This window comes from Halostagnicola kamekurae (assembly GCF_900116205.1).
Classification (GTDB): Archaea; Halobacteriota; Halobacteria; order Halobacteriales; family Natrialbaceae; genus Halostagnicola; species Halostagnicola kamekurae.
Genome location: NZ_FOZS01000002.1, coordinates 1,074,408 through 1,100,613, shown reverse-complemented (window position 1 = coordinate 1,100,613; position 26,206 = coordinate 1,074,408). Strand labels below are relative to the sequence as shown.

At 63.5% G+C, this 26,206-nt stretch carries 26 protein-coding genes; 16 read left to right on the top strand and 10 right to left on the bottom strand.

Annotated features, from left to right (window positions below; genetic code table 11):
- Window positions 1-15: 15 nt before the first annotated feature.
- Window positions 16-1,413, bottom strand: coding sequence for an SLC13 family permease (locus BM348_RS13360; RefSeq protein ID WP_092905280.1), 1,398 nt, complete (start codon window positions 1,411-1,413; stop codon window positions 16-18).
- A gap of 147 nt (window positions 1,414-1,560) precedes the next feature.
- On the opposite strand from BM348_RS13360, the gene BM348_RS13355 reads away from it, so the two are divergent.
- The 4 genes from BM348_RS13355 to BM348_RS13340 all read left to right on the top strand — a co-directional run bounded on the left by BM348_RS13355 (window position 1,561) and on the right by BM348_RS13340 (window position 4,715).
- Complete coding sequence (locus BM348_RS13355) at window positions 1,561-2,508, top strand: PfkB family carbohydrate kinase (RefSeq protein ID WP_092905279.1); 948 nt, start codon at window positions 1,561-1,563, stop codon at window positions 2,506-2,508.
- Window positions 2,509-2,608: 100 nt separating this feature from the next.
- A complete protein-coding gene (locus BM348_RS13350; RefSeq protein ID WP_092905278.1) occupies window positions 2,609-3,607 on the top strand; it encodes a Gfo/Idh/MocA family protein in 999 nt (332 codons plus the stop codon).
- Window positions 3,608-3,661: 54 nt separating this feature from the next.
- Window positions 3,662-4,411 (top strand): hypothetical protein, encoded by a 750-nt coding sequence (locus BM348_RS13345; RefSeq protein WP_092905277.1) that lies wholly within the window; start codon window positions 3,662-3,664, stop codon window positions 4,409-4,411.
- A 94-nt stretch (window positions 4,412-4,505) separates the two neighbouring features.
- Complete coding sequence (locus BM348_RS13340) at window positions 4,506-4,715, top strand: DUF7333 family protein (protein WP_092905276.1); 210 nt, start codon at window positions 4,506-4,508, stop codon at window positions 4,713-4,715.
- A gap of 144 nt (window positions 4,716-4,859) precedes the next feature.
- On the opposite strand, the gene BM348_RS13335 is transcribed toward BM348_RS13340, so the two are convergent.
- From BM348_RS13335 to BM348_RS13310, 6 genes are all read right to left on the bottom strand, one after another.
- Window positions 4,860-5,831: a phosphoadenosine phosphosulfate reductase family protein gene (locus tag BM348_RS13335; protein ID WP_092905275.1), complete on the bottom strand. Its 972-nt coding sequence runs from the start codon at window positions 5,829-5,831 to the stop codon at window positions 4,860-4,862.
- A 206-nt stretch (window positions 5,832-6,037) separates the two neighbouring features.
- On the bottom strand, window positions 6,038-7,153 hold the full coding sequence (gene wecB / locus BM348_RS13330; RefSeq protein WP_092905274.1) for a non-hydrolyzing UDP-N-acetylglucosamine 2-epimerase: 1,116 nt from the start codon (window positions 7,151-7,153) through the stop codon (window positions 6,038-6,040).
- Window positions 7,150-8,229 (bottom strand): hypothetical protein, encoded by a 1,080-nt coding sequence (locus tag BM348_RS13325; RefSeq protein WP_092905273.1) that lies wholly within the window; start codon window positions 8,227-8,229, stop codon window positions 7,150-7,152. Before BM348_RS13325 ends, wecB begins: the two co-directional genes overlap by 4 nt.
- 317 nt (window positions 8,230-8,546) lie before the next feature.
- A complete protein-coding gene (locus BM348_RS13320) occupies window positions 8,547-9,377 on the bottom strand; it encodes an aldo/keto reductase (protein WP_092905272.1) in 831 nt (276 codons plus the stop codon).
- A 101-nt stretch (window positions 9,378-9,478) separates the two neighbouring features.
- Window positions 9,479-10,849: a geranylgeranyl reductase family protein gene (locus BM348_RS13315; protein WP_394328100.1), complete on the bottom strand. Its 1,371-nt coding sequence runs from the start codon at window positions 10,847-10,849 to the stop codon at window positions 9,479-9,481.
- A 112-nt stretch (window positions 10,850-10,961) separates the two neighbouring features.
- Window positions 10,962-11,702 carry a proteasome assembly chaperone family protein gene (locus BM348_RS13310; protein ID WP_092905270.1) on the bottom strand — a complete coding sequence of 247 codons (741 nt, stop codon included), beginning with the start codon at window positions 11,700-11,702 and terminating at the stop codon, window positions 10,962-10,964.
- 189 nt (window positions 11,703-11,891) lie between these two features.
- On the opposite strand from BM348_RS13310, the gene BM348_RS13305 reads away from it, so the two are divergent.
- The 5 genes from BM348_RS13305 to BM348_RS13285 all read left to right on the top strand — a co-directional run bounded on the left by BM348_RS13305 (window position 11,892) and on the right by BM348_RS13285 (window position 14,608).
- Entirely contained in the window at window positions 11,892-12,800 is a 909-nt protein-coding gene (locus BM348_RS13305; protein ID WP_092905269.1) for an RsmB/NOP family class I SAM-dependent RNA methyltransferase, read from the top strand.
- Window positions 12,800-13,480 carry a DUF7122 family protein gene (locus tag BM348_RS13300; RefSeq protein WP_245779449.1) on the top strand — a complete coding sequence of 227 codons (681 nt, stop codon included), beginning with the start codon at window positions 12,800-12,802 and terminating at the stop codon, window positions 13,478-13,480. Before BM348_RS13305 ends, BM348_RS13300 begins: the two co-directional genes overlap by 1 nt.
- A gap of 101 nt (window positions 13,481-13,581) precedes the next feature.
- Complete coding sequence (locus tag BM348_RS13295) at window positions 13,582-13,902, top strand: hypothetical protein (protein ID WP_175507182.1); 321 nt, start codon at window positions 13,582-13,584, stop codon at window positions 13,900-13,902.
- A gap of 123 nt (window positions 13,903-14,025) precedes the next feature.
- Window positions 14,026-14,226, top strand: coding sequence for a hypothetical protein (locus tag BM348_RS13290; protein ID WP_092905268.1), 201 nt, complete (start codon window positions 14,026-14,028; stop codon window positions 14,224-14,226).
- Between the two features lie 160 nt (window positions 14,227-14,386).
- Window positions 14,387-14,608 (top strand): hypothetical protein, encoded by a 222-nt coding sequence (locus BM348_RS13285; RefSeq protein ID WP_092905267.1) that lies wholly within the window; start codon window positions 14,387-14,389, stop codon window positions 14,606-14,608.
- Window positions 14,609-14,682: 74 nt separating this feature from the next.
- Here the strand turns inward: BM348_RS13285 and BM348_RS21400 are convergent, their stop codons facing one another.
- Together BM348_RS21400 and BM348_RS13275 are read right to left on the bottom strand one after the other, a co-directional pair.
- Entirely contained in the window at window positions 14,683-15,021 is a 339-nt protein-coding gene (locus BM348_RS21400; protein ID WP_175507132.1) for a hypothetical protein, read from the bottom strand.
- Window positions 15,022-15,368: 347 nt separating this feature from the next.
- Window positions 15,369-15,719, bottom strand: a complete 351-nt coding sequence (locus BM348_RS13275; RefSeq protein ID WP_092905266.1) for a hypothetical protein — start codon at window positions 15,717-15,719, stop codon at window positions 15,369-15,371.
- Window positions 15,720-15,896: 177 nt separating this feature from the next.
- Between BM348_RS13275 and BM348_RS13270 the strand changes: the two genes are divergently transcribed.
- The 4 genes from BM348_RS13270 (at window position 15,897) to BM348_RS13255 (ending at window position 22,420) form a co-directional block, all read left to right on the top strand.
- Window positions 15,897-16,631 carry an MBL fold metallo-hydrolase gene (locus BM348_RS13270; protein ID WP_092905265.1) on the top strand — a complete coding sequence of 245 codons (735 nt, stop codon included), beginning with the start codon at window positions 15,897-15,899 and terminating at the stop codon, window positions 16,629-16,631.
- A 296-nt stretch (window positions 16,632-16,927) separates the two neighbouring features.
- Window positions 16,928-20,179, top strand: a complete 3,252-nt coding sequence (locus BM348_RS13265; protein ID WP_092905264.1) for an efflux RND transporter permease subunit — start codon at window positions 16,928-16,930, stop codon at window positions 20,177-20,179.
- A gap of 78 nt (window positions 20,180-20,257) precedes the next feature.
- Complete coding sequence (locus BM348_RS13260; RefSeq protein WP_092905263.1) at window positions 20,258-21,175, top strand: TrmB family transcriptional regulator; 918 nt, start codon at window positions 20,258-20,260, stop codon at window positions 21,173-21,175.
- Window positions 21,176-21,364: 189 nt separating this feature from the next.
- Window positions 21,365-22,420: a hypothetical protein gene (locus BM348_RS13255; protein WP_139231191.1), complete on the top strand. Its 1,056-nt coding sequence runs from the start codon at window positions 21,365-21,367 to the stop codon at window positions 22,418-22,420.
- 344 nt (window positions 22,421-22,764) lie between these two features.
- Here the strand turns inward: BM348_RS13255 and BM348_RS13250 are convergent, their stop codons facing one another.
- Entirely contained in the window at window positions 22,765-23,439 is a 675-nt protein-coding gene (locus BM348_RS13250; RefSeq protein ID WP_092905261.1) for a helix-turn-helix domain-containing protein, read from the bottom strand.
- A gap of 494 nt (window positions 23,440-23,933) precedes the next feature.
- On the opposite strand from BM348_RS13250, the gene BM348_RS13245 reads away from it, so the two are divergent.
- The 3 genes from BM348_RS13245 (at window position 23,934) to BM348_RS13235 (ending at window position 26,197) form a co-directional block, all read left to right on the top strand.
- Window positions 23,934-24,428: a hypothetical protein gene (locus BM348_RS13245; RefSeq protein ID WP_092905260.1), complete on the top strand. Its 495-nt coding sequence runs from the start codon at window positions 23,934-23,936 to the stop codon at window positions 24,426-24,428.
- A 105-nt stretch (window positions 24,429-24,533) separates the two neighbouring features.
- Window positions 24,534-25,058, top strand: coding sequence for a hypothetical protein (locus BM348_RS13240; RefSeq protein ID WP_092905259.1), 525 nt, complete (start codon window positions 24,534-24,536; stop codon window positions 25,056-25,058).
- A gap of 155 nt (window positions 25,059-25,213) precedes the next feature.
- Window positions 25,214-26,197 (top strand): M48 family metalloprotease, encoded by a 984-nt coding sequence (locus tag BM348_RS13235; RefSeq protein ID WP_092905258.1) that lies wholly within the window; start codon window positions 25,214-25,216, stop codon window positions 26,195-26,197.
- Window positions 26,198-26,206: the final 9 nt, after the last annotated feature.

The following is a 26,206-nucleotide window of genomic DNA, read 5'->3' as shown; positions in this document are numbered from 1 at the left end:
AGCGCGAGCGTGCGGTCAGTAAAGCAGCGTGAACACCCCGAACTGAATCGGAAGCAAGACCACGATAGTCGCGAGCGAACACGCGATCGTCGTGGTGATCAACTCCCTCGTCTCGACGTCGCCTTCCGCGAGCATCACGATCAGCACCGCGGACTGGTACGGGAAGAAGTACGAACTCAGCGCCACCACTTCGGACATCAAGACGGGCGTCAGCGGCAGTCCCGCAGCTTCGGCGTAGGGGATCAAAATCGGGGTGAGAACGCTCGCGACGGCCAGCCCCTCCATCACGAAGGTCAGCGCGAACGTGATGAAAAAGACACACGCGAAGATGATCGCGAGGGGCGCGTCGGTCGGGATCAACTCGAGCAGATACGTGGACGCGCCGTCGGAGAACCCGGTCTGGGAGAGACCGTCGCCGATGGCGAAAACGGCCGCGATGAAAAACAGGATCGAAAAGTCCGTCTCTTCGACGACCGTCCGGAAGTCCACGACGCCGACGTTCGGGAGGAACGCGAGGACGACGACGACGAGCGCGCCGACGACGGGGTGAAAGCTGTGGACGAAGTCGGTCGCCCAGACGGCCGCGCCGACGAGCAAGATGAGTAACATTCGCTTTTCGGCGTCTCCGACGGTCCCGCCGTCGGTATTTGGAAGCTCGAACGCCGACTCCGGTGCCGGCCGGAACAGGTAGTAGACAATCCCGACGACAAGCAACACCCGCAAGAGCCCCATCACGGGGTACATGTTGATCGCCCACTCAGTCCAGGTGATCTGTTGGCCGGCGATCGACTGTGCGAATCCGCTGAGGATGATGTTAGGCAGATCGGCGGTCAGGATGCCGGCGGAGCCGTAAAACGTGGCGAACAGCGGTCCCAGGTAGATGCCGACGCGGGCCTCTCGCGATTCGAACAGCGAGCCGGTCTCCTTGAGAATCGGTGCGAGTACGAGAATGCGCACGAGCGAGGACGGAACGAGCAGCGCGAGCGCGTGGGCACCGAGCGAAAGCGCGAGGAGCAGTCGCCGATAGGCCTGAACCGGACTCGAACTCACCGCGGGCGAAACGCTCCGGCTCGTCATCCAGTCGCCGGCCCAGTTCGCGAGACCGCTGCGCCGCGTCGCCTCGCCCATGAGCAGCCCGAATCCGATGAGCCAGGTCGCCGGTTTCTGAAAGCCACTGAGCGCCAGCTCAGTCGAGAACGCGACCGCGATGAGGCCGATGCCGAGGACGCCCGTAAAAGACGGTGGGACCGGCGTGAGAACCCAGAGTACGATACAGAAGAGCGTGATCGAGAGCATCGTCGCCATCGATCCCGTGTCGGCGATGGCGAGCCACGTCGCGAGCCCGACCGCCACGGCGAGAAAAAACGCGACCGGCGGCGACTTGACGCCCGCGAGGACCGTCCGACGTTCCATTGGCGGCACTCTGCAGTCCGGCTATAAATGACGCCTGATCGCGGCATTCGTCGCCGACAGACAGTCCGCGAGTAATATATAATTCGGCCGAACGAACTCGAGCGGATCAGAACGACGATATACCGCGAACCGGTACCTCGAGTACGAATGTCGAACGTCGTTACGGTTGGCAGCGTCAACGTCGACAGGACAACGTTCCGCTCCCGGGCCGAGATCCGGACGCTCGAGTCGTCCTACGAGTGGTTCCCGGCACCGGGCGAGACCGTCCGAACGGAACACGTTCTGACGGCGATCGCCGACGAGGAGTTTCGAGACGGAATCGGCGGCAAAGGGTCGAACCAGGCGGTCGCGGCAGCCTGCGGCGGGGCCGAGTCCACGTTTCTCGGCACCGTCGGCGAAGACGAGCGAACCTACGACGTTCTATCGACGCTCGCGGATCGCGGCGTAACGGTCGACTCGGTCGCGGTGGCCGAGCGCGAGACCGGCAAGGCCTACATCTTCGTCGACGGCGACGGCGAGTCCTGGATCGCGATCCTCGGCGGCGCGAACGAGGCGGTCGACGCTCGCTACGTCGACCGCCACTACGACCGGATTCGGAACGCGGACGTGTGTCTCCTGCAGAACGAGATTCCCGTTTCGACGATGCGATCGTTGCTCGAGAGACTAAGCGAGGAGGCGGCGGGACCGACAGTCGTCCTCAATCCCGTACCAACTGACGGCGTTGACCCGCTCCTCGCGGAACCCACCGTCGACGTCGTCGTCGTCAACGAGACCGAGTACGACGCGCTCGAGGGCCACCTCGAGGCGTTCGCCGGAACCGTCGTCCGTACGCGCGGGGCCGACGACGTGATCGTTTCGGGCGAGAGCGAGTATCGAGTTACGCCGCCGTCGGTCGACCCGGTGGACACAACCGGTGCCGGCGACGTCTTCTGTGGCTACCTCGGCGCGCAATTGGCGGCCGGCCGATCGATCGACGCGGCGGCCGACCTCGCGACGGCAGCGGCCTCGATTTCGACCGAAACGGAAGGCGCACAGGGGTCGATCCCGACGCTCGAGGAAGTGATGGCTCTCGAACCGACGGCCCCGCGCCAGTAACAGCGGCCCGTCGCGTCGCGACGACGACGCGCTGTCCCGCCGAACCGAATCCATTCCGAATACATACAGGTTTTAATAGCAATCGGTCTTCTGTTCGTGCATGGATTTCGGTGTACTCAGCACGGCGGGAATCGCCCAGAAAGCGTTCCTCCCGGCCGTCGATGCGAGCGACCACCAGACGGTCGCGATCGCGTCCCGAAGTGAAGGTCGAGCCGACGCCGTCGCGGCGGAGTACGGCATCGAGCACGTCTACGAGGGGTACGATCGCCTGCTCGAGGACGCGCCGATCGACGCCGTGTACATTCCGCTGCCGAACGCCCTGCACGCCGAGTGGACGAAGGCCGCGGCGGACGCGGGTATCGACGTACTCTGCGAGAAGCCCCTGGCGGTCGACACGGTCGAAGCGCGGGACGTCGTCGACTACTGCGAGCAACGCGACGTGACGCTGATGGAGGGGTTCATGTACCTCTACCATCCCCGGACCCGCCGCGCGCTCGAGATCGCGGACGACCACTTCGGGACGATTCGCTCGGTCACGGCGTCGTTCAAGTTCTCGTTGACCGGCCGGCCGGACGACATCCGCCTCTCTCCCGACTTAGACGGCGGCAGCCTCATGGACGTCGGCTGCTACCCGGTTTCGGTGGCTCGCCAGTTCCTCGGCGAACCCGCCCGCGTCTACGCCCACGCCGACGACTCGCGCGATTCCGGCGTCGACACCGAACTGGCCGCCATTCTCGAGTACGCCAGCGGCGCGTCGGCCCGCATCGCCTCCGGGTTCGACACCCAGAAAGTGCAGTACTACCGCGTCGAGGCCGAAAACGGCTGGCTCGAGGTCAGAGACGCCTTCGACGTTCCGGGCGGGGAACCGCTGGAACTCGAGTACGAGGTCGACGGCCGTCACGCCCTCGAGACGTTCGAGCCGGTCGATCAGTACCGCCTCGAGGTCGAACACTTCGCGGACTGCGTCGAGAACGGCGCGACGCCGCGAACGGATGGGTCGGAAGCGATCGCGAACATGGCCGTGCTGGACGCGATCTCCCAGAGCGCTGCGAGCGGCGCTGCGGTCGATATCGGAGCGGCGGTCGACGTCGAATACTGACTCCCTCGAAACGTAGCAGGAAAACTTACGGTGTATCGGTAGATTGAATCCCGTATGTCTACTCGATCTCGCTCTGGTGGCGGCGGTGGTATCGTGGGTGCGGTGAGAGTCGATTTACAGCGGTTGCACGGCGCCTGGATGGAACTGATCTTCCCTCGCCAGCGCGGTCGCGGCCACTCGGTCATGGGTAAGTGGGAGCCCGAAACGCTTCCCCAGCAGATCGGCTACCGCGTCTGGAGCATTCTCGGACTGGTCGGGTTGCTCGCACTGTACCCGATGACCGTCGTCGGATTCGCGATGCGGTTTTACGCCTCGAAGCTGGATTCGACCCGGACGCGGCTCGGCGTCGTCGGCGTGACCGCGATCGCGCTGGTCTTCTGGGGTGCGGTGACCGTCGTCGCTCACTTACAGTTACCGACCGAGACTGTGATTCCGATCGCGGCCGCGAGCGCCGTCGCCGTCGTCTCGACCGCGCTTGCCGCCACGTTCTCGAAGGTCGGCGGACGGCTCGTCTCGGTGGTGCTCGCCTACCCGTTCGCGATGACGGCGATCTTTCTGCCCCCCGTCGTCGCCGCGCTGGTCATGCCCTCGCTCGAGGGGGCGGTCCTCGAGCCGAGCTACGACTTCGCGGTCTGGATCCTCGACAACGTCCTGTTCGTCGGCGGGATCAACGACCTCCTTCGCGAGAACTTCCAGCTCGAGGGTCCGGCCTACGCCGGGATGTGGCTCGGGATCTCCTTCCCGCTGGGCTGGTTCTTCGGCGTTCTGATCGCGCTCGCGAACCTCGTTCGCCCGTCCGGATAGGCCGGTCGCGCTCGTGATTCGTCGGTTCGGCCCGCGTTCGCGACGGCGTTTCTGGTTCCGTTCAGCTTACAAGAACCGACTCCTCAGTACGGGTATGGGACTCGATGTACCGAAGACGGTCGGCGCGTTCGTCCTCGTACTGCTCGTCGGAATCGGCGGACTGGTCGTCCTCCCCGAAATCACGCCGATGACGCCGATGGGGATGGACACGATCATGATGATGGTGCTGCCGTCGATGGCGCTGTTCGGCGCGATCATGCTCGCGATCGGCGTCAAACACGGCGAGTATCGAGCGACGAACTGACGACGTTCCTTCTCAGTATCGCGTTCATCACGACACGCACAGAGCGTTTCGGGATCGAACCACAGGTGGTTCGGCACGCTCTCAAGAGGGAACCAACGGTCGAAAACGATGATCGTTCACGTCCCGATTCTCGTCCGATTTGGCCTACATGTAGCCCAGATCGCGCAGGCGCTCCATCAGGTCCTCTTTGTCCTGGGCGCGGCCCGCGCGTTCGGTCGTCTCCTCTAGGTTCTGCAGCCACGCGGGTTCGGTGTCTGCCTTCTCGGTCGATACTTCGCTGCCGAGCGAGCGGAAGCCGGCGAAGTACTTCGGCGAGACCGGAATGTCCTCCTGCGTGAGGTCGTTCGGCAGGTCGTCGTCGCTCTGTGGGACGTAGCCGTCGTCGGGGAACTCGGGGACGGTGTCCGGCACCGCGAAGTTCCAGAACGCCTCCCAGACGGCGGCCTCGTCGAACTGGAGGATGGGCTGGATGCGGTCGTGAGGCGGGTAGATGTCCGGATCGTGTCGCGGTGAGAAGAACGTCTCGTCGGCGCGTGCCTCCTGTTCGTCCCAGCGGACGCCCGAGAGGATGCCGTCGATGTCGTACTCCTCGAGCGCGTCGTTGAGCGCGACCGTCTTGAGGAGGTGGTTGCCCGCGTAGGTATCGAGCAGGAACGGGAAGGTGTCCTCCTCGTACTCGAGGATGTTGTCGACGTGGTGGCGGTTGTGCTCCGAAAGCTCGGAGATATCGATCTCGTCGCCCGGCTCGAGGTCGTTTTCCTCGACGTAGCTGCCGATGTCCTCGTTGCGCGCGTAGACGACCTCCAGATCCCACTCGTCGGCCCAGTGGTCGACGAAGTCGTGGATCTCGTCGAAGTGCTGGTAGTGATCGATGAAGATCGCCGGCGGAACCTCGAGATCGAACCGATCCGCGACCTCCTTGACGAAGTAGAGCACGAGCGTCGAGTCCTTGCCGCCGGTCCACATGACCGCGGGGTTCTCGTACTGCTCGAGGCCCTCTCGAGTCACCTCGATCGCCTTCTCGATTTTGTCGTGTATGTGTGGATACTCCTCGGGCGTCTGACCCTCGCCGTCGTCGTAGTCGACGTCGACGTAGTCGGGGAAGTTCTCGGTCATCGTCTGTAATTAGATATAATTACTTCGCTTAAACCGTTTGTGGGAGCGGAAACGTCTGTCGGAATTTCGGATCGCCGGACACGCTCTCGTATGCGGCGTATTCGCACGGAATTGCCGCTCCGACGATTGAGCATATCGAGTCGCGACGCGCTCGCTTGTCATCTTTATGGTCCGCCGTTGATCGATCTGGTTTGGACTTTAGTGATTCAATCCGCGAGCCCGTTCGGTAACGGTTCGACGGCCGGACTCGCATCCTCGTCGACGGCCTGCTGAAGGAGTCCCACGATCCGGCGACTTGCAACCCCGTCGCCGTACGGTTGCGACCTCGAGTGGGCGTCTCGTTCGCACGCTATCGCCTCGCGAATTTGGTCCGCGTCCGGACCGACGAGTTCGTTCCACCCGGCCTCGACCGTCTCGGTCCACTCCGTTTCGCGACGGAGGGTCACGCAGGGCGTCTCGAGGAAGAACGCCTCCTTCTGGACGCCGCCCGAATCGGTCACGACCCGCTCTGCGGCGTCGAGAAGTAGAATGAAGTCGAGATAGCCCTGCGAGTCGATCAGTCGAAGGTCGTCTTCGGCCCTGTCGCGAAGGTCGTACTCCTCGAGTCGGGCGATCGTCCGCGGGTGGGCGGGAAAGACGACCGGCAGCGGCGACGACGCGAGGCCGTCGAGGATCGACTCGAGGTTCGACCGGTCGTCCGTGTTGCTCGCGCGGTGGACCGTCGCGAGCACGAACTCGTCGGGCGCGAGATCGAGGTCCTCGAGGATCGTCGACCGGTCGTGCGCGCGAGTGCGCGCCTCGAGAATCGTGTCGTACATCACATCGCCGGTCCAGTGGACGCCGTCGTCGATTCCCTCCGCAGCGAGGTTCTCGACGGCCGCCTCGCTCGGCGCGAAACACAGATCCGAGACGTGGTCCGTGAGGACGCGGTTCGTCTCCTCGGGCATGTCGCGGTTGTAACTTCGCAGTCCTGCCTCGACGTGCGCGACGGAAACGTCGCGCTTGGACCCGACGACCGCCCCGGCGAGCGTCGAGTTCGTATCGCCGTACAACAGGAGGACATCGGGATCGGTCTCCTCGAGCACCGGCTCGAGGCCGGCGATCATCGCCGCCGTCTGGCGTCCATGCGTGTCCGACTCGACGCCGAGGTTGTAGTCCGGTTCCGGAATCTCGAGTTCGTCGAAGAAGACGTCCGAGAGCTCCTCGTCGTAGTGTTGGCCGGTGTGGACGAGGACTTCCTCGCCGACCGCTCGCAGCTCTCTCGAGACGACCGCGGCCTTGACGAACTGCGGTCTGGCACCGACGACCGAACAGACCTTCATCCGCTCACCTCCGCGACGTCGCCGAGGGTCGTTCCGCGGGCCGACTCGGTGAATGTCAGCGCGACGGTACACAGCAGCTCCGTGAGGTTCACCATCTCGGAAACGTACTCGTCGCGGCGTCGTTCCCACTGTTCGGGCACCGACTCGTCGGCCAGCAGCGTCCGCGATCGGTCGAGGACAGCATCGAACGACGAGAGGTTGTAGATGAGCTCCTCGTCTTCGAGTTCGAGGAAGTTGCCCATATCCGACTCGCCGACGAAAGAGTTCGACCTGATCGCGGGGGTCCCGAGTAAGGCGGCTTCGGTCACCATCGTCTGGGTATCCGCGACCAGCAGATCGGCTTCCGAAAGCGCGTCGTGGAGTTTCGCCGGGTGGAGGTCGAACGGGCGAGCGTCCAGGTGCTCGAGATCGAGATTGCTCCCTTCGTCCGAGACGAAGACGGTCGTCTCGGTCGCTAGTTCCCCGAGCAATCGGCGTCGCTGCTCGAGCGAGAACCCCTTCCGTCCGACGTCGTGGTGGCCGTTGAAGGAGTTGAGACGGACGATCGCGAACGACTCGTCGGGATCGACGCCGAGCGCGTCGCGAATACTGGGATCGGGTTCGAAGATATCCGGGTGGAGGTAGGCGGACTCTTTGAATCCCCGGAACCGGTAGTGGTTCTCGCCCAGATCTTTCTGGAAGGCCTCCGGCGTGAGGAACGCGCGGACGAACGGTCGGGCGACGACGTGGTCCAGTGAGGGCTCCGAGTCGAGGACCGCGATCGCGGGCGACCTCGTTACGAGGCCGGTATAGGCGGCGTAGGGTCCGATTCCGAAGATCACGTCAGGGCCGAACTTCCGGGCTCGCCGGACGATACGGCCGAGTTGAACGGGCAGTTCCCACAGCAGCGAGTGTTTCTCCTCCCCCCGGCCCCCGTAGATCACGTACGGGAGTTCGTGGGCCCGCAGCAGGGCCTCCGTACACTCGTCGCTTCTGGCGAACACGAGTACGTCGTGGCCCAGCTCCTCGAGGCGATCGATGGTGTGTTTATAGAGATGAACGTGTGCCGGCGTGTTCGTAAAAAAGAGACAGTTCATTCAGGTACACCTCGTGCATTCATTACACGTCGGGCTACACGTCGGCCGTATATTGTTATGAGACGGCTATGGCTCGAGGCGATCGTTTCGCCGGTTTAGCCGCCTCTATCGGCGTGATACCGCTGTTATCGTTTCCGCGTAAGTGAGTCCCTCACTTGCTGAAACGGTCACCTTCTCTGATAGGTGTGCGCGTGCTCGTCGGTCAACCACACCACTCCGATCGGCCGCCGCTCAGTGTGCTCAAGCAGTGTCGCTTGCAGGATAGAAACGGGCATGTCGCGAGTGAACGATCGATTACTCCGCGATTCCGTCGACTCTCAGTTCCAGGGGCCGAACGCCGGGTCGACCTCCCGGTGGGTCTCCTCGATCGCGTCGATCGCCTCGAGGTCCTCCCGGTCGAGCTCGAGCGTCAGCGACTCCCAGTTGTCCTGGATGTGGGCTTCGCCGGTCGCTTTCGGAATCGCGGTGACGCCGCGTTCGCGGAGCCACGCGAGGCTGACCTGCACTTCGTTCGTGTCGTGTTTGGCCGCGATTTCTCCCAGGACCGGCTGGTCGAAGACGCCGCCGCGGGCCAGCGGGGAGTAGGCGACGACTTCGACGTCGAGGTTCTCGCAGGTCTCGCGGATGTGCTCCTGGGGAAGCAGCGGATGCAACTCGACCTGGTTGGCGAAGATCGGCGCGTCGCAGACGTCGACGGCGACCTCGAGCTGTTCGGGTTCGAAGTTGCTCACGCCGACGTTGTCGATCAGCCCGTCGTCGTACAGTTCCGAGAGGGCACCGAGGGTCTCCTCGGGGTCGTAGGCCTCGGTCGGCCAGTGGATGTACAGCAGGTCGACCGAGTCGACGCCGAGGCGCTCGAGGCTCTCGCGAGTCGTCTCGAGGACGTCTTCGCGGCCGAGATTTTCCGGGCGGAGTTTGGTCGCGAGGAAGATATCCTCCCGGTCGACGTCGGCTCGAGCGATGCCGTCGCCGACGGCCGACTCGTTCTCGTACATCTGGGCGGTATCGATGTGCCGATACCCCGTCTCGAGGGCGGTGCGAACGCTTTCGGCGCACTGCTCCGGATCGGTGTTTTGCCACGTTCCGAGCCCGAGCATCGGCATGCCACTCGTCGTCGGACACGTACCGGGTGCGATTTCGTCTGCCATGTGCGAGTGTTGGGCGACGAACGAAAAAGGGGATTGTGAAAGCGGAAGCGAAGGTGGGGTGGACCGGCCAGCCCCTCCTCCGGGCGGGTAACCCGCGGTGGTCAGTACTTGGGTTCTGCGCCGGTGAGATCGTAGACGGAGTCCATCACGCCGTCTCGGTCCCGCCGCCAGGCGTCGAAGTATTTCGGACTCGAGGGGTAGCTATCGTAGATCTCCTTGAGCGAGTTCGCCTCCTGCTGGAGTTTGTAGAGCTTGTAGAGGACGTCCCAGTGGCCGACCGTCTTGAGGAGGGTTTTGAGCTTCAGCCCGAGAGTCATCTCGGCGGTGCCTTTCTTGCCCAGTGCGTCGACGAGTTGCTGGCCCGGCAGGGCGGTGATGACGCCGATCAGATCGTCGATGTCGTGTGCCCCGCCGAAGATGTTGTACAGGTCCATCGCGGCGAAGCGCTTGCCGAAATCGGTCTGGACGCGGCGGTTGTACTCCCAGAGGCCCGCCTCGCTCACGTCGCCATCGCTGATGGCCTCGGTCGCGACCTTGGCCGCCCAGTGGCCGGCCTTCGCGGCGCCCGGAATCCCGCCGCCGGTACAGGGGTTGACGTGGCCCGCCGAGTCGCCGACGGCGACGTAGCCCGGATGCACCGCCGAATCGTAGGGCCGTCGCGTCGGGAGCGCGGCGCCGAGTTTGTTCTTGACCGTCGCGCCCTGAAACTCGGGATGGGCCTCGAGGTCGTCTTTGAGGACGTCGACGAGCTTCATCGACGGCTTGTTCATCTGGAAACCGAGGCCGGCGTTGATCTCGGTCGAGGAACGCGGGAAGTACCAGAGGTACCCGAGTTCCTCGGTCGGCTTGAATACGAGCGCGTCGTCCCACTCGACCGGTTCGGGGACCTCGAGGACCTCGCGGTAGGCTGAGCAAAACTGCGAGTAGTCGACGCGAGTGTCGAAGGTAGACGCGGAGAAATCGGCCTTGTCTTGCAGCAGCGAGAGCGCGCCGGCACCGTCGATGACGACCTCGGCCTCGTACTCGACCGGGTCGCCGTCGCGGACTGCTCTGACGCCTTCGACGCGGTCTTCCGGCTGGATAACGTCCGATACGACCGTATTGTAGTGGAGGTCGACCCCGGCTCTGTCCGCTTCGTCGAGGAGGATCTGGCCGTACTTCCAGCGGTCGATGACGGCCCCGGTTTCGTTGAAGGGGATGTCGACTTCCTCGCCCGTCCGGGGGTTCTGGAAGATCGCCCGGTTGATATTTCGATTGGTGAACGACTCCGATTTGAGCCGGTCCCTGTCGATCACGTCCGGCAGCGAACTCTTGCCTTTCAACCCGTCTCCACACGCGATCTTCCCGCCTTCGTCCTCGGTTTTCCGCTCGAGAAGCACGACGTCGAGGCCCTCTCGAGCGGCGGTCGCCGAGGCGAAACAGCCGGCCGTCCCGCCGCCGACGACCACTACGTCGTGGGATTCGGTAGTCATCTCTATCGCTTCTGAAAGGCCGCCGCACTAAAAAATACGTGGAACCTTTCTGATGGAAACAAACCAACAGGAACGAGACAGTCGTTGCCGTCTCGACTCGAGCGTCGACCGGCTACTGATACATCCGTAGCGGCCGCGCCTGGGTGCTCTCGTCCTGTCCCATCTCTTGCATCCGTTGGGCGAACTCCTCGCGGTGTTGCTGAATCTCCTCGTCTCGCTCTCGCAGTCGCTCGACGTCGATCGAGAGGTCGGCCAGCGGCGCAATCGCCCGTTCGATGAGTTCGCTCGCGGCTTCCGGGTCCGGGAAGTTCGGGCTGCACTCGACGACCAGCCCGATGGCGTCGAGATCTGACTGTGCGGCTCGATTGAGCAACGCACCGGTGGGGCCGCTGATAATGCCGTCTTCGGACGGTAGTTCGACGTCGATCGCGTCCAGGGCGTCTCCTCCGTCCCCCGTCGCGACGCCCGCGAGGGCGTGTGCCCCGTCCTCGTCGGCCGGCCGCCCACTCAGGTAGATCGGGCGCACGCCCTCGTCGACGAGCCAGCCGGTGAGACAGGACGCGACGGTCTCGGCGGCATCGGCGCTGATCGGCGTATCGCTCTGGAGCGCGAGGAGCCCCTCGTCTTCGCTGACGTAGAGGCGAACCGGCGGGCGAACGGTGCGATCGCCTTCGCGGTAGATCCCGACCCGCGGGAGCCCGTCGCAGTGGACGCTGGCGTAGTAGCGCATGTCCAGCTCCTCGATGAGGTGGTCAGTGGCGATCTTGCCGACCAGCCCGATGCCCGGGAACCCCTCGACGAGCGTCGCGTTCTCGAGGTCGGCCTCCGGCCCCTGGATGCGGATGCGTGGCATACCTGATCGATGTTTCGGAGGACCCATAAACTATCGGGCGACCGACCATCCCGAATCCACGAGAACGGCTACGGAGCCGACGGCGACTGCCCCGGTCCCGACAGCTGGTCGACTGCGGGTGGATTCGAACCCCGAACGGCGACGCGCGCTTCGAAACCCACAAACGAGGTGCGGCCGAAGGTGGGGCCAATGGAGCCACTCGAGCGGTACCGACCCATTATCGACGATTTCGAGGCGTTTCTCGAGGCCTGCCGGCGGCCGCTCGGGACCGCCGTCCGGGTGAACACGATCAAGGCGTCGGTCGAACGAGCGATCGCGGTGCTCGAGGAGACGGGCACCGCGTACGAACGGGTCGATTGGAACCCGCGCGTGTTGCGCCTCGAGACCGATTCGCCGGGGTCGACGTGGACCTCGTTTCACGGATTCACCTACGGGCAGGAGGAGGTCTCGGCGGTGCCGGCGGGCGTCCTCGACCCCCAACCGGGCGAGCGGGTCTGGGACGCCTGCGGCGCACCGGGCGGGAAGACCACCCAGATCGCGGCGCTGATGGACGACCGCGGAACCGTCGTCGCGAACGACAACAACCTCGGTCGCCTGTCGGCGCTGCGGTTCAACGCCGAGCGACTCGGCGCGACAAACCTGGCGGTAACGAACCAAGATGCCAGAAACTTCTCGATGAAGCCCTTCGAGTTCGACCGCTTCGATCGGGCGCTGGTCGACGCCCCGTGTTCCTGCGAGGGGACGATCCGGAAGAACCCCGACGCGCTCGAGGACTGGTCCGAGGACCACCTCCACTCGGTCGCCGGCATCCAGAAGGGGATCCTCCGGCGGGCGATCCAGACGACCCGCGAGGGCGGCACCGTCGTCTACTCGACGTGTACGTTCGCACCCGAGGAGAACGAGGCCGTCGTCCAGCACGCCCTCGAGAACGAGCCCTGCGAGGTCGTCGACTTCGATCTCGGTCTGGAGCACTCGCCGGGCGTTACGGCCTGGGACGGCGAGGACTTCGACTCGTCGCTCGAGCAGACTGCCCGCATCTACCCCCACCAGAACGACACCGGCGGATTCTTCGTCGCGAAACTCGAGGTGACCGCCTGATGGCGGGAGACGACGAGCCGACGGCCGAAGCCGACGGCGAATCGGCGGTCGAAGCCGACGGCGAGCCGACGATCGAATCTGACGATGAGACGGTAGTCGAACCCGACGGCGAAGCGCTCGAGGAAAACGTCGGCCAGCGGTTCGACCGACTGCCGTCAACCGCGGCCGAGCGTCGAGTCGAGGGCCGAGCGACCCGCGAGGAGGTCGTCGACTACTTCGCGGATCGATTCGGCATCCCCGCCGAAACCTTCGAGGAGTACACTTTCTGGGAGAAGGGCGCGGGCAAGATCTGGATCTACGCGGGCGAGGCCCCCTCGCCGATCGAAATCGAAGCGATCGGGATGACTTGTCTACGGACCCGCCAGGAACACTGGAAGCCGACGACCGACTTCGTCCAGCGCTTCGGCCGCCGCGCGACCGACTGCGTCATCGAACTCTCCCGCGAGGAGGCTCGAGCGTTCATCGACGGTCAGGATCAGGACCTCGAGTGGGACGGCGACTGGGGGTATCTGATTGCGGCCCACGAAATCGGGGTCGGGACGGAGGGCCGACCAGAGCGAGACGGCGACGCCGTCGAGGGGGCGACACTCGAGCCGCTGGGCGTCGGGCTCTACGTCCACGGCGAACTGCAGTCGGTGGTTCCGAAAGGCCGCCAACGGTCGGTTTCCGACCGTCGGTGAACGGTTTCAGAGAATATCGTTGCAATTGTGATCTTCGTTACGCAGTCAATATCTAGAACTATTTGATTAACTTTATACAGATGTAATAACTGTCATGTATTATGGCAAACGTCAATGCAATTGAGGGGATCAGGTACGGGTTTAGACTGATGGGATATATAGTGGTAGTTTACCTTATTGGGGCTCTTCTGTCATTTATCGGTGTCGGGATGATTGACAGTGGTTCAGAAATCATCGGTGGATTGCTCGCGCTCATCGGAATCGTTGCTATCCTTGCAGGATTTCTCGGTATGGGCTACAAAGTGATCGCTGATGGGGTCGAAAAGGGAATCAATGCGGCAAACAGCGGTTCGTCTTCAGGGGGTAATTCTCTCCAACCGTCTCAATCTGATCAGCGACTCTCCAATCTCAAGCAGAAGTAGAGAGGCGGTTTAGAGCCCGCTGTATAGTTGATTTCGCCTTATAGCTCCAAGCTAGGCGGAATCTATCTCTGTTTCTGCAATCGCTCGCATTACATTTTTCACAGGACAATCGAATGGTATCTTATGGTCATCTCGAGCGAACCCGCTGTCGATCCTGCCGATCTCCTCGAGCGAGCGTACGACGACGCCATTGTGTACGGCGATATCGACGGCGAGACTGTCCTTCACGAAGGGCCCGTTCGAATCCTCGCAAACGGCTGGGTCGAACTCCCGACGGATCGGTTGTTGTCTCCCGATGCGGTTCATCACATCGACACACAGTGAGCGAGTGAGTAATTGACGGTACTCGAGGGTCGTACTTGACCTAATCGCCGATAAATGCCGTTACCGGGGCCGTAAACCCGTTTCCGAACGGGTTATTCAAATACGGTCGCTGTGTTGAATGTCACAAAGCCTTTACTATTGAGGGTCTGACAGCGAAGATATGAGTACGAGGTCCCTCCCGGACGAGATCCCCCGAGCCGTTCCGCTCGGGATCACCGTCCTTTTCGTTGTGAGCCTAGTTTTCACCGTCATCTCGAGAGTATCACCACTCCTGTTTATGGCTTTCTGGGGTGGATTGCTCTCGATCGGATTCTATACTGCGATCACCTATCTGCTCTACCGGCTCGTGCTGGCAGTCGAGCGCATCGCGGATAGCCAATAGCGTACTGACCGCAGTCCGCCTGCGAATAGATGTGGCCGTGAAATACGCAACCGGTTCCGTCTCGAGCGATACCCCTACTCGAGTGACTCCCCCTCGACCGGACAGCCACATGGGTAGGCGGTGCGGTGGGTCGGAACGAGTTGGATGACTGCCGTCACGTCACGTCCACATCGCGGGCACTCGGGCGGGGACGACGGCGGGTCGTCGGTCACCCAGACGCCGCTGTTCGTCACGGCGAGCGAGACGCCCTGTACCTCGAGACGCACTTCGATCGCACTGTCGGCTGACTCGAGCAGTCGGGCGAGCGCCTCGGGATCGATTTCTCGACCGAGCTGGTAGGTGTCTCGAGGAACGCCCTCCTTCTCGAGCGTGCGGACGATCTCGAGGACCAGACTGTTCGTCGACGTGGTCATGGCTCGCGCTCACCCTCGAGTGCGTGTGCCCCGCTCGGCGGTGCGGTCGCTGTCGCCGTTACCGTCGCTGGCGGTGCGTGCGCGGCGGCTGGCGGTAATTGGGTTCGATTCGTCTGTCGGACGGGATGTTTAAGCCCGCGGAGAAGATATCCAATCATGGCAACCGATCCAATGTGCGGTCGGAAGCCACGTCTCGGGTGCTCCAATCACCCGGGGCATTTCAATACAAAACGCCCCCTTGCCGTGGAGTGTGTGGCTTCCGTTTGATCCAACGACCTGTAGTGTCATATAACTACTGTTTTTGGACGGGAATAATGTCGTGACGGAAACCGGTGCGGTCTCGATTGCTACCGCTCGCGTTGGATTGCGGATTCCATGACGCCGATTGAGAGTGAAAACAGCATGAGGCCGATCGCCGTTATGCCGACGGCAACAGAAACGTCCACCAGTAACGAGATCGAGAACGCGCTGACCCCTCCGATAGTAGCGCCACGGATTCGGGAGGAAATATCCTGATCCGTCATTCGAAGGCTCCGGGACCACTCGGACGTGTGGCTCAGGACGAACGCGGTCGTCGTCGCGTAAAGCGGAAACACCGCCAAAAATAGCCAATCCTCGGTTCCTGCGACCTGCAGTGTGAGTGCGGTAACGCTCAGTCCGACTACGATCGAGACGATGTAGCGGATGACGCGATTCATGATTCGAATTACACTAATCGCCGGAAATATCCATCGGAATCGACACGAAAGCGCTGGAAACACGCTTTGATCTCAGCGGGTACAGCGGAGTACCGACCAGCGGGGTTGCCGATTGATGTTGCTCATCGCCACGGGTGGAGAGCCACGTTTATCGGTGCGGGCGGTGTCGACTCGAGCATGCGAGTCACCTTTCTCGGAACCGGCAGCGCGATGCCCACCGGCGAGCGGTTCCAGACGGGAATCGTCGTTCAGGAAGCCGAACACACCCTCCTGATCGACTGCGGATCGGGCGTCCTCCACCGGCTCCAGCAATCGGGGATCGGCTACGAGTCGATCGCGAGCGTCCTGCTGACTCACCACCACCTCGACCACGTCGCCGACTTGCTCCCGCTGATGAAAGCCCGCTGGCTCGCGGGCGAGGAAACCTTCGAGGTCGTCGGCCCGCAGGGAACCAAAGCGATGGTCGACGGGCTTCTCGAGGTCCACGAGTACATGCAGGGCAAACTCGAGGTGCAGGTCAGGGAGGTCGTCCCCGGCGAGTTCGACGTGGCGGGATTCGACGTGTCGGCGTACGAGACCCGCCACTCGATGCCCTGTCTCGCCTACCGGTTCGACGATCGGTTCGCTTACAGCGGCGACAGCGAGGCGTTCACCGGACTGGCGAACTTCGCCGACGAGTGTGCGATTTTGGTCCACGACTGCTCGTTCCCCGACGACGTCGATGTCTCGAACCACCCGACCCCCGAGAAACTCGGCGCGGCGCTCGAGGGATCGGACATCGGCCGCGTCTATCTGACTCACCTCTACCCGCACACCGACGGTCGTCACGAGGAGATGCTCGAGTCCATCTCGAGTCGCTACGACGGCGACGTTCGGTTCGCCGAGGACTTACAGACCGTGTCGATCAAGTGAGCCGATGCGGCCGGCGCTCGTGACGAGCGATGCATTCCGGTTTCGTCTTCGAACTCCCATTGTGGTCGCTCACCCACTCGGTGCCGAATACATCAAAACAAGATAATGTTCTCTCGAGGAAACACTCGGATACGATTGAATTAGGGCCTTCCACCGATCTCTCCCGTATTCATCAACAGTTGCGACTTTCACGATTATGTTAATTTCCCAATAAGTACTTGGCCGAGCGTTTTGTAGGATCGTAACAACAGAATGGTTTCCGCCAACCTTGCAGTCCCCTTCGGAGGGCCGCATCGATGAGCGTCCCCGAGCGTATCGCTGACCTGGTGACGTCGCGGACCAAAACGGTCCTCGTCGTCCTCCTGGTACTGACCGCGCTCGTGGGAGCGGGGGCGACGATGGTCGACGACGATTCCTCGCTCGACCAGTTCGAGAGCGACTCGCCGGAAGGTGAGGCACAGGCCTACATCAACGAGAATTTCACTTCCGAGGAGGCGGCGAACACGACGAGCGTCCAGTTGATCTATACGACCGACAGCGACGCCGTCGACGGTGGTGACGCGTCGTCCGTCGACGCCTCGAGCGAGAACGCCCTCTCCCGGGAGTCGTTGCTCGCTTCCCTCGAGTTCCAACAGCAGCTACGGGACAACGAGTCGATCAACGAAACCCTCGCCGACGAGAATCCGATCGTCGGCGTCGAAAACCTCGTGGCCTACACCGCGATCGCCGACGAACGGGTCGCCGAACTCGAACAGCGGGGGAGCGAACTCGAGAACCGAAGCGCCGAACTCAACGCGACCAGCGAGCGACTCAGCGCGGGTATCGACGACGTTCGGGAAAGCCAGCGCGCCTACGAGGAGTTGAACGCGACGGCCGAGCCCGGGACTCCGGAGTACGAGGCACAGGCTGAAGCATACGAGGCGCAGATCGACGAAACCGTCTCCGAGGCGACCGCGGGACTCGACGAGGAACAGACCGCCGCCTACGAAGACGCGGTCGAGAACGCCCGCTCGATCGAGTCCCAACTCGTCGCGCTCGAAGCGGAGTACGGCGAGCAGGCCCAGGAGCAGGAGGCCTACAGCGAACTGACGGCGCAGATGGAGGAGGTCTACACCGCCGCGACGATGGGCGTCCTCGAGGACGAGTACGCGGCCCTCGAGTCCGAATCCGAGCAACTCGAGGAAGAGCAAGCGGCGCTCGAGGAGAGCGGCCAAGATAGCGAACGGCCCTCGCTCGAAGAACAGATCGAGGCGCTCGAGGGCCTCGACGATGAGGAGTTCGAAAACGCCGTCGAGCGGACCTTGAGCGACGACGCATCGGGCGGGGACACGGCGCTCGGACTGATGCCCTCGTCGTACGAACCCGGATCGACCGAGGCCGACGCGCGGATGACCCTGATCACGCAGTCCGGTTCGGACGGCGGAAGCGGCGGAACCGGAATGGGCGCGGTCAGCGACCGAATCGTCGAGAGCCAACTCGACCTCCGTGAACTCGCGACCGACTACGACGACGGGCTCGCGGGCGGCTACATCGTCTTCGGCGGCGGTATCCTCACCGACGAGATCGACGGCTCCATGGCGGACAGTCTGGCCATCGTCGGCCCCCTCGCGCTCTTGTTCGTCGTCGCTGCGCTCGCGGTCGCCTACCGCGATCCGATCGATATCGTCCTCGGAGTGGTCGGCATCGGGGCCGTCCTGCTCTGGACGTTCGGGTTCATGGGGTGGGCCGGAATCGCGTTCAACCAGATGTTCGTCGCCGTCCCGGTCTTGCTCATCGGGCTCTCCATCGACTACGCGATTCACGTCTTCATGCGCCACCGCGAGCAACGCGGGGTGGAAGGCGAGTCGACCGCGGAGTCGGGAGCCGAGGCGACCGGTGGGCGACAGGAGCCGGACGACGTACGCGGATCGATGCGGATCGCTCTCGCGGGCGTCGGCATCGCGCTCGTCTGGGTCACCGCGACGACCGCCATCGGGTTCCTCGCGAACCTCGTGAGTCCCATCGGCCCGATTCAGGAGTTCGGTATCGTGAGCTCCGTCGGGATCATCGCCGCGTTGATCGTCTTCGGCGGCCTCATCCCCGCGGCCAAAATCGAGATCGATTCGTTCCTCGAGGCCCGCGGCTACGACCGACGAAAGCGGGCCTTCGGGACCGGCGAAGGCCGGTTCAGTGACGTCCTCGCCGTGGGATCGACCGCAGCACGGAAGGCCCCGCTGATCCTCATCGTCGCCGTCCTGTTGCTGACCGCCGGCGGCGTCTACGGTGCGACGCAGGTCGACACCAGTTTCAATCAGGAGGACTTCCTCGCGGAGAGCCCGCCCGGGTGGACTGAGAACCTGCCCGGACCGATGAGCCCCGGCGAGTATCGGGCCACCGACGACCTCGATTACGTCAACGAGAACTTCCAGCGCGCTGACTCGCAAGCCGAAATACTCACGCACGGGGCGGTTGCCGACAACGAGACGCTCGAGCGAATAGCGGAGGCAGAAGCGGAGGCGGCCGAGAGCGACGTCGCCTACACGCTCGCGAACGGGGAGGCCGAGGTGCAGAGCCCGCTCTCGGTGATGGAAGAGACCGCCGCACAGAACGAATCGTTCAACGAGTCGTACGCCGCCGCGGACACGAACGGCGACGACGTGCCCGACGAGAACGTCTCCGCGCTGTACGACGAACTCTTCGAGGTCAACGAGGAGGGCGCAACCCAGGTCATCCACCGAACTGACGGCGGCGAGTACGAGTCCGTTCGCATGGTCGTCGCTGTCGACGGGGACGCCGGCTTCGACGAGACGACCGAGGAGATGCGAGCGATCGCCGCGGGCATCGGCGACAGCGGCGGGGGCGGCGAGCAGTTCGTCACCGAGCCCGACGGCCGCTGGAGCGCGATCGCGACGGGCGACCCGATCGTCAGCTACGTCGTCGAACAGGACCTGCTCGAGACGGTCCTGCAGAGTCTCGCGATCACGCTCGTATCCGTCTTCGTCTTCCTCTCCGTGGCCTACCGACTGACCGGCAACAGCGCGACGCTGGGCGCCGTAACGTTGCTCCCGGTCGCGTTCTCGGTGAGCTGGATCCTCGGGACGATGTATCTCATCGGGATGCCGTTTAACGTCCTGACGGGGATGATCACGAGCCTGACCATCGGGCTCGGCGTGGCCTACAGCATCCACGTCAGCGCCCGCTACACCCTCGAACTCGAGCGCCAGGGCAACGTCTGGCACGCGATGTACACCACCGTCACCGGAACCGGCGGCGCGCTGCTCGGGAGCGCGGCGACGACGGTCGGCGGTTTCGGGACGCTCGCGTTCGCGATCCTGCCCGTGCTCAGGCAGTTCGGGATCATCACCGCGCTGACGATCACGTACGCGTTCCTCGCCAGCGTCGTCGTCTTGCCGACGCTGCTCGTCCTCTGGACGCGCTATTTCGGGCCGGACGTCTCCTTCGATCCCTCGAGCCGACCGGCGTCCGCGACCGCGGCGAGCGACGGCGGCCGCCCCGAACCCCAGTCTGAGGAAGCCGAGTCCGCGGATTCGGACGGTGACGAGCGATGACACCGATTCGGCCCCGTGATTCGCGGTGGAGAAGCGACTCGAGACGGCGGCCCGCGACCGTAGACGAGGTGATGACGCGTGACCGCAGATGACGACGAATCCGGAGCGAGCGAGTCGGAACGCCGGTCCGAAGCGGACGGCTCGGGACGGCCCGGTGACCGTCCGAAATCGGATTCCGATCCGCGTTCCGACGATGCTTCGGGCACTGATAACGCCGGAGGCGACGACGCTCCTGACACCGACGACGAAGGGAGCGCGGTCGAGGCGTTCGAGCGCCTCGGGCTCACCGGCTACGAGGCGAAGGTCTTCATCGCGCTTCACCGCCTGGGGTCGGGAACCGCGCGCGACGTCGCCGAGATCACCGACGTTCCCCGCTCGCAGGTCTACAGCGTCGCCGAGAACCTCGAGCGACGCGGCCTGCTCGAGGTCAACCACGCCAGTCCGATTCGGTACCGGCCGGTCCGGGTCGAAGAAGCCAGAGAGACGCTTCGCTCGCGGTTCGAACGCGAACAGGACCGGGCCCTCGAGTACGTCGAGCGCGTGCAGGCGGAAACGCCGACCGAGGAGACCACCGAAGAGATATGGACGGTCCGGGGACGCGGGCGCGTCGACGACCGCGTCGTCGACCTGCTCTCGAACGCCGACGAGCGGATCGTCTTCGCCGTCCGATTGCCGGCGCTGTTTGACTCCGAGATAGGGCGCGTTCTCGAGGACCGCGCGGCAGACGGCGTCTCGGTCACCGCCATCAGCACCGCACCGTCGGTTCGCGATCGACTCGCGGACTGTGAGAACGTCCGCGTTCACGAACCGTGCGAACCGCGAACGGAAGACGAACGATCCGGGCGGATCGCCGTCGTCGACGACGACAGCGTGCTCCTGAGCGTCGTCGACGACGACGGCAGCGAGACCGCGATCTGGAGCGTCGAATCGCTGTTCGCATCCGTCCTGATCCAACTGATCGAGGCCAACGAGGACACGCTCGAGCGGCTGGCATAGCGGCTCCGTTACTGCCGCCGAGACGGACTGACCTCGAGCGTACTGGGCGAGGAACTGAGACAAAATAGTCAGAGTTATGAACGATCCGCTCCATTAGTAGTAGCGCCTGGAACTTGCCGTGCAAGGGTTAAGCTAGCTGATCAGTCTGGGCCAGAACAGTTATCTCCCATTGATATCAGTTTTATGAGTATGGGGGAAGACCTATCACGTCGGAGTCTCATCCGGCGCGGAAGTACAGGTGTTGCAGCAGTGGGTATCGCGAGTCTCGCCGGCTGTACGGGAAGTATCCCGTTCGTCGGGGGCGACGAGTACGGTGGTGTGCCTATGGGTAACTGGCTCGCCGATCCAGCGTTCGAGGAGCTACTGGATACGTCGGGAGGCCAGGACTTCGAGATTTCGGAAAGTACGCGAACCGACGCGGAGTTCGAGTACGTACTCCCCGAACCGATATTCGAGTACGCGGACGAACTCGATGGCTACCAGCAACTCCAAGGCGGTTCGGCGGCCGAGTTCCGGGATCGCGTCGGCGTTCCCGCCTCCGACCTCGACTGGCAGCTAACACAGAGTCTCTCGTGGGAGTGGGAGAACACTCGACAGACGCAGTATGGTCGGACGACCACGGCACAGCAACGCTCTACCGTCACCATCGACATCCTCGGGGGCGCGTTCGAAGCCGGCGACGTCGAAGACACCCTCGAGAACTGGGCCGGCGACAGCCTCTCGAGCGAAGGGGAGTACGAGGGGTACGATTTCTACGATACCGGAAACGCCGCGATCGGCGTCGGTGAGGAAGCGATTATTCGGATCACGTCCGACCAGAGTAACATCGATCACATCACGGCACTCGAGATCACGATTGACGCGAACGTCGACGGCTCTCCGCGCCTGACCGACGATGACGACGCCAACGAACTGTTGTCACAGTTCGATCAGGGCCACATCAACAGAGGGGTGCTAACCGAAAACCCCGAAGAACGGTTCGGAACTGGAAGCGAGGAAGCCGGGTGGGAAACGGGACTCATCGGCCGCTCGAGAGCGAGTTCGATCGACGGCGAGTCAGCGGAGATTTCCGTCGTCTTCCTGTACGAATCGGAACGAAACGCGGTCGCGGACGAGGTCGAGACGTACGTCGAGCGCAATCGCGACATCTACGACGAATTCGCGACGCTCGAGGATTACTCGGTCGAGGAAGACGGCCGATCGGTGACCGTCACGGGAACCGTCGAGACGCAGGCATACTTCTGAACTGAGCGAGGCATCTCGCTCGTATTCGTCTCGAAAACGCCGAACGACCCCGTTTGACGGGGTCGGCGCTCACAGGGCAAGCGACCGATGCCGTCGCCAGCCACGGTCGCTTTCGGACAGTTCTCGCGGAGGTGTGGGCGACCCGGGGACGAGGTGCCCACGCGCTACTGGTACCACGCCCCCCTACGTAGCTAACCGCAGGCTGTCGCCGCGACAGGCGGCGTCGAACCGTCGTGGGGGAGCCACTACGCCGTCTGTATGGTGACCGAACCGTCACTACTCCGAGACTAGCGCGGGTATTGACACGTTCCGCCGGTCGGTTCGCACACGGCGGGTCCGTTCGCTTAGTTCCGGACGATTTCGCCTCGCGGCTGGTTCAGTTGTTCGCCGGCGAGCACGCGATTCGCTCGACGGAGCCGTTCGGAGAGCGCCTGATGCGAGATGTTCAGTTCCCGCGCGAGCTCCTCGAGCGAAATCTCTCGCGGAACGTCGTAGTAGCCCTGTCGGTAGGCTTCCGCGATCGCTTCGCGCTGGGGTTCGGTCAGCGCCGCGCTCGATTCGAGATCGGCGTTCCGGCCCGCCTCGACCATCCGTCGGACGTCGACGGTGACCTCGTGGCCCTCGATAGCTCCCATCGCGCTCGAGAGGCTCTCCCGACGCGGGAAAAGTAGTCTGAGCGTCCACTGGCCGTTCGAGACGCTCGCCTCGAGTATCGAGCCCTCGTAATCGAAGACGCAATCGCACACGTCGACGACACTCGAGTCGTACTCGAGGCGATAGAGCCGCTCCGTGCCGTCGGAACTGGTGAGCAGTTGCCGAAATTCGCGCACCGTCGGATCGTCGGCGAGCGCAGACTCTATCGTCTCTCGGTCGACGTTCGAGAACCAGATGAGCGGCATCGGTTGGGATCCTTCCCCGGCGATGCTCTCGACTCGAAGCTCGAGATCGGAGGTGGACTGGCAGGTGTCCGCGAGCGCGAAATCGGCGGCGGTGACCGTTATCTCCGCGATCGTCGTCATAGTTTCTCACCGGTAGAACGGACGTTCGAGTCCGGGTGCGTACTGGTACTACTGGCGCGGTCTGGGGGGGACTCGAATCGTATCATAATATCTCATCCGATCCGGATCGGGGGCGGGAGTCGTCGAAGAAGCGTCCCCCGGAGCGGATCGAAGTGAGATGAACGAACAGCGCCGAACTGATTGACCGGCGGGCTTTGGTACTCCGGTCGTTTAAGACAGCGTGTGAGCGGCCGTGACAGTTCGGAACCGAGGCTATTCGGATGTAAGAACAGGTTACGGAGGACAATCGTCTCGAGCGCTTGGGCGATAGGCCTCGGTTGCACCCGACGGTCTCGACACAGCTTGTTCGTTCCTCTCCTCGGCTGTCGAACCGCTCGAGAGTAGCTTTCGAACCCCTCGAGTGCAGCCGGTCGAACCGCTTGCTGGAAAGTGGTCACGCGCCGCTCGTATCGAACTCATAACAAACGACCGATCGCTCGAGGGGACTTGCACAAATGGCCGTCGAACGATCGGTCGGGATTCGCGAGGCCGAAGACGAAGCCTTCGCCAGCGCCGTGATCGGCGCGCTCGTCGCCGGGGTAGTGTTTGGAATCTTGCTGCACCGAGCCGGGAGAATGACGGCGGTCGCCGCCCTGTACGGGCAGGACGGCGTGGCCGTCGCGTGGGCGTTTCACTTCCTCCACAGCTTCCTCGCGGGGGTCGTCTTTCTCGCCGTCGTAGTGTTGCTTTCGCGTCTCGATCCGTTCGGCGCGACGAGTCTCGGGCGGCCCATCGGCTTTCCGGTCGCGACGGCCGTCGCCGGACTCCTGTACGGGATCGTCCTCTGGGGACTGCTCGTCGCGACGTTGGTGCCGCTGTGGGGGAGGATCGTCGGCTTCGAGCGGCCGTTCCCGTTTCTCCATCGACCGACTCTGGTCGGCCTCGCGGTGTTCGGCGGGCTTCTCGGATCGCTCTACGGAATCTTCTTTCTGTTGTCGACCCGCCAGTGAGCGGTGTTTCGGTACGGGTTGCTCGACGAACGGCGGCGGTCTCTGTTACGTTCGTTTTCCGACCAGTGACCCAACTGACTTGCACCCCGAGTCCCAACGTGGGGTATGGGCGAGGACGACGCGAATTCGGTGTCGGTCGACGAACTCCTCGAGTACTGCCGGACGCAGGCGGGCTTGCTCTCGGGATCCGTCGAACGGATGGGTGCGGAAGCCGACGCCTTACTGGACGAGATCGACGACGAGATGGCGGCGATCCGAGCGCGCCTCGAGGAGCGCCCGGACTCGGTGACCGGCCCCGAATCCCCCTCCTCGGCCGTCGGTCCCGGCGGTCGCGAATCCGAGGTCGACCTCGAGGAAATCGAGGAACTCGAAGCGGATCTCGAGCAGAAACAGACCATCGTCGAAGCGAAACAGGCCCGAATGGACGCCTTTCAGAGTCTCGCAGCCGACTACACCGACCTCGCGACCACGCTGCAACAGGGCGACGAGGGGTGGCGCGACGCACTCGAGCGCGTGATCCAGTTCGAGGCCGACCACGACGCGCCGGCGTACTTCCAGGATCGGCAGACCCTTCTCGAGGCGGCAACCGTCGATTCCGAAGCCGATGTCGAGTCGGAAGTCGGCGAGTAGTTCCGCTGATCGGTGGACTGCTCTCGTATGAACACTGTAGGAGTGTTCTCTCATCGGAATCGATCGCGGCCGATTCGACAGTTCGATAGTACTCACACGACGTGATGGCGGTCGTGTCAAACAAGACTATATCCTAGCAGTGAAACGACACGACCATGCCCACTCGAGCAGCGAGTCTCCGCCTTCGGATGGTCGCCGCCATACTCGGGTTGTTGGTCGTGACTGTCGGACTACTCGCGGGCGTCTGGGTCGTTTTCTACGCGCTCTTTGCCGTCGCCGAGAGCTCTCTCGCACCTCAGATCGCCTTCATCGTTACCGCTGGGGTGCTACTGACGATCGGTTATCTCGAGTACACGCATATCGGAACGGTAGAACGGCTCGCGGACGCACACCCCGTGGACCGAGAAACGGCACCTGACTTGTACGAGACGACGACGCGCGTCGCCGCCCAGCTCGACGTTCCCGTCCCGACCATCGCGGTCTCAGAGCGGGAGACGCCGGAGGCCCTGACCGTTGGCTTTCGGCCGGACTCTGTCCACCTGATCCTCTCGCTCGGGACGATCGAATCGCTCGAGCCCGCCGAACTCGAGGCGGTGATCGCCCACGAACTCGCACACGTCAAAAACAGGGATACGATGGTGATGACTGTCGTCTCCCTCCCGATCGTTCTCGCCGACGGCATTCGATCGCGGATCACGGCGATCGAGCGGCCCGGATGGACGATCGTCATCATCGTCCCGCTTGCGGCGCTGTCGGCCGTTATCTGGGTCGTCGGCAGAACGATCGCGGCCCACCTCTCGAGAGCCAGAGAGGTCGCCGCCGATCGAGCGGCGGCGGAGGTAACCGGGTCGCCGGCCGCCCTCGCCGATGCGCTGGCGAAGTTAGACCATCACATATCCGAGACGCCCGCTCGCGACCTCCGGGAGGTCTCCGGGGTCTCTTCGCTGTCGATCCTCCCGCTCGAGCCGGCCGAACTCGAGAAGGTCATGCTCGGTCCCGAAGGTGAGACCGAGCCAGCCTACTGGGAGCTTCGACGGCGACTTCACCGGCTCGAGCGCTGGCTGTTCGGTAGCCACCCGTCGACGGAGGATCGAATCGCCGCGTTGCGGGACCGACAGCGAGAGGTAGAGGCGAGGTAATTACCGCCC

Coding starts and splice junctions, on each gene's coding strand:
- BM348_RS13355 (WP_092905279.1), top strand. CDS start 1,561: ATGTCGAACGTCGTTACGGTTGGCAGCGTCAACGTCGACAGGACAACG.
- BM348_RS13295 (WP_175507182.1), top strand. CDS start 13,582: ATGGCAAACGTCAATGCAATTGAGGGGATCAGGTACGGGTTTAGACTG.
- BM348_RS13285 (WP_092905267.1), top strand. CDS start 14,387: ATGAGTACGAGGTCCCTCCCGGACGAGATCCCCCGAGCCGTTCCGCTC.
- BM348_RS13305 (WP_092905269.1), top strand. CDS start 11,892: ATGGAGCCACTCGAGCGGTACCGACCCATTATCGACGATTTCGAGGCG.
- BM348_RS13360 (WP_092905280.1), bottom strand. CDS start 1,413: ATGGAACGTCGGACGGTCCTCGCGGGCGTCAAGTCGCCGCCGGTCGCG.
- BM348_RS13265 (WP_092905264.1), top strand. CDS start 16,928: ATGAGCGTCCCCGAGCGTATCGCTGACCTGGTGACGTCGCGGACCAAA.
- BM348_RS13350 (WP_092905278.1), top strand. CDS start 2,609: ATGGATTTCGGTGTACTCAGCACGGCGGGAATCGCCCAGAAAGCGTTC.
- BM348_RS13315 (WP_394328100.1), bottom strand. CDS start 10,849: ATGACTACCGAATCCCACGACGTAGTGGTCGTCGGCGGCGGGACGGCC.
- BM348_RS13300 (WP_245779449.1), top strand. CDS start 12,800: ATGGCGGGAGACGACGAGCCGACGGCCGAAGCCGACGGCGAATCGGCG.
- BM348_RS21400 (WP_175507132.1), bottom strand. CDS start 15,021: ATGACCACGTCGACGAACAGTCTGGTCCTCGAGATCGTCCGCACGCTC.
- BM348_RS13255 (WP_139231191.1), top strand. CDS start 21,365: ATGGGGGAAGACCTATCACGTCGGAGTCTCATCCGGCGCGGAAGTACA.
- BM348_RS13325 (WP_092905273.1), bottom strand. CDS start 8,229: ATGAACTGTCTCTTTTTTACGAACACGCCGGCACACGTTCATCTCTAT.
- BM348_RS13245 (WP_092905260.1), top strand. CDS start 23,934: ATGGCCGTCGAACGATCGGTCGGGATTCGCGAGGCCGAAGACGAAGCC.
- BM348_RS13345 (WP_092905277.1), top strand. CDS start 3,662: ATGTCTACTCGATCTCGCTCTGGTGGCGGCGGTGGTATCGTGGGTGCG.
- BM348_RS13340 (WP_092905276.1), top strand. CDS start 4,506: ATGGGACTCGATGTACCGAAGACGGTCGGCGCGTTCGTCCTCGTACTG.
- BM348_RS13335 (WP_092905275.1), bottom strand. CDS start 5,831: ATGACCGAGAACTTCCCCGACTACGTCGACGTCGACTACGACGACGGC.
- BM348_RS13250 (WP_092905261.1), bottom strand. CDS start 23,439: ATGACGACGATCGCGGAGATAACGGTCACCGCCGCCGATTTCGCGCTC.
- BM348_RS13275 (WP_092905266.1), bottom strand. CDS start 15,719: ATGAATCGCGTCATCCGCTACATCGTCTCGATCGTAGTCGGACTGAGC.
- BM348_RS13320 (WP_092905272.1), bottom strand. CDS start 9,377: ATGGCAGACGAAATCGCACCCGGTACGTGTCCGACGACGAGTGGCATG.
- BM348_RS13235 (WP_092905258.1), top strand. CDS start 25,214: ATGCCCACTCGAGCAGCGAGTCTCCGCCTTCGGATGGTCGCCGCCATA.
- BM348_RS13240 (WP_092905259.1), top strand. CDS start 24,534: ATGGGCGAGGACGACGCGAATTCGGTGTCGGTCGACGAACTCCTCGAG.
- BM348_RS13310 (WP_092905270.1), bottom strand. CDS start 11,702: ATGCCACGCATCCGCATCCAGGGGCCGGAGGCCGACCTCGAGAACGCG.
- BM348_RS13290 (WP_092905268.1), top strand. CDS start 14,026: ATGGTCATCTCGAGCGAACCCGCTGTCGATCCTGCCGATCTCCTCGAG.
- BM348_RS13270 (WP_092905265.1), top strand. CDS start 15,897: ATGCGAGTCACCTTTCTCGGAACCGGCAGCGCGATGCCCACCGGCGAG.
- wecB (WP_092905274.1), bottom strand. CDS start 7,153: ATGAAGGTCTGTTCGGTCGTCGGTGCCAGACCGCAGTTCGTCAAGGCC.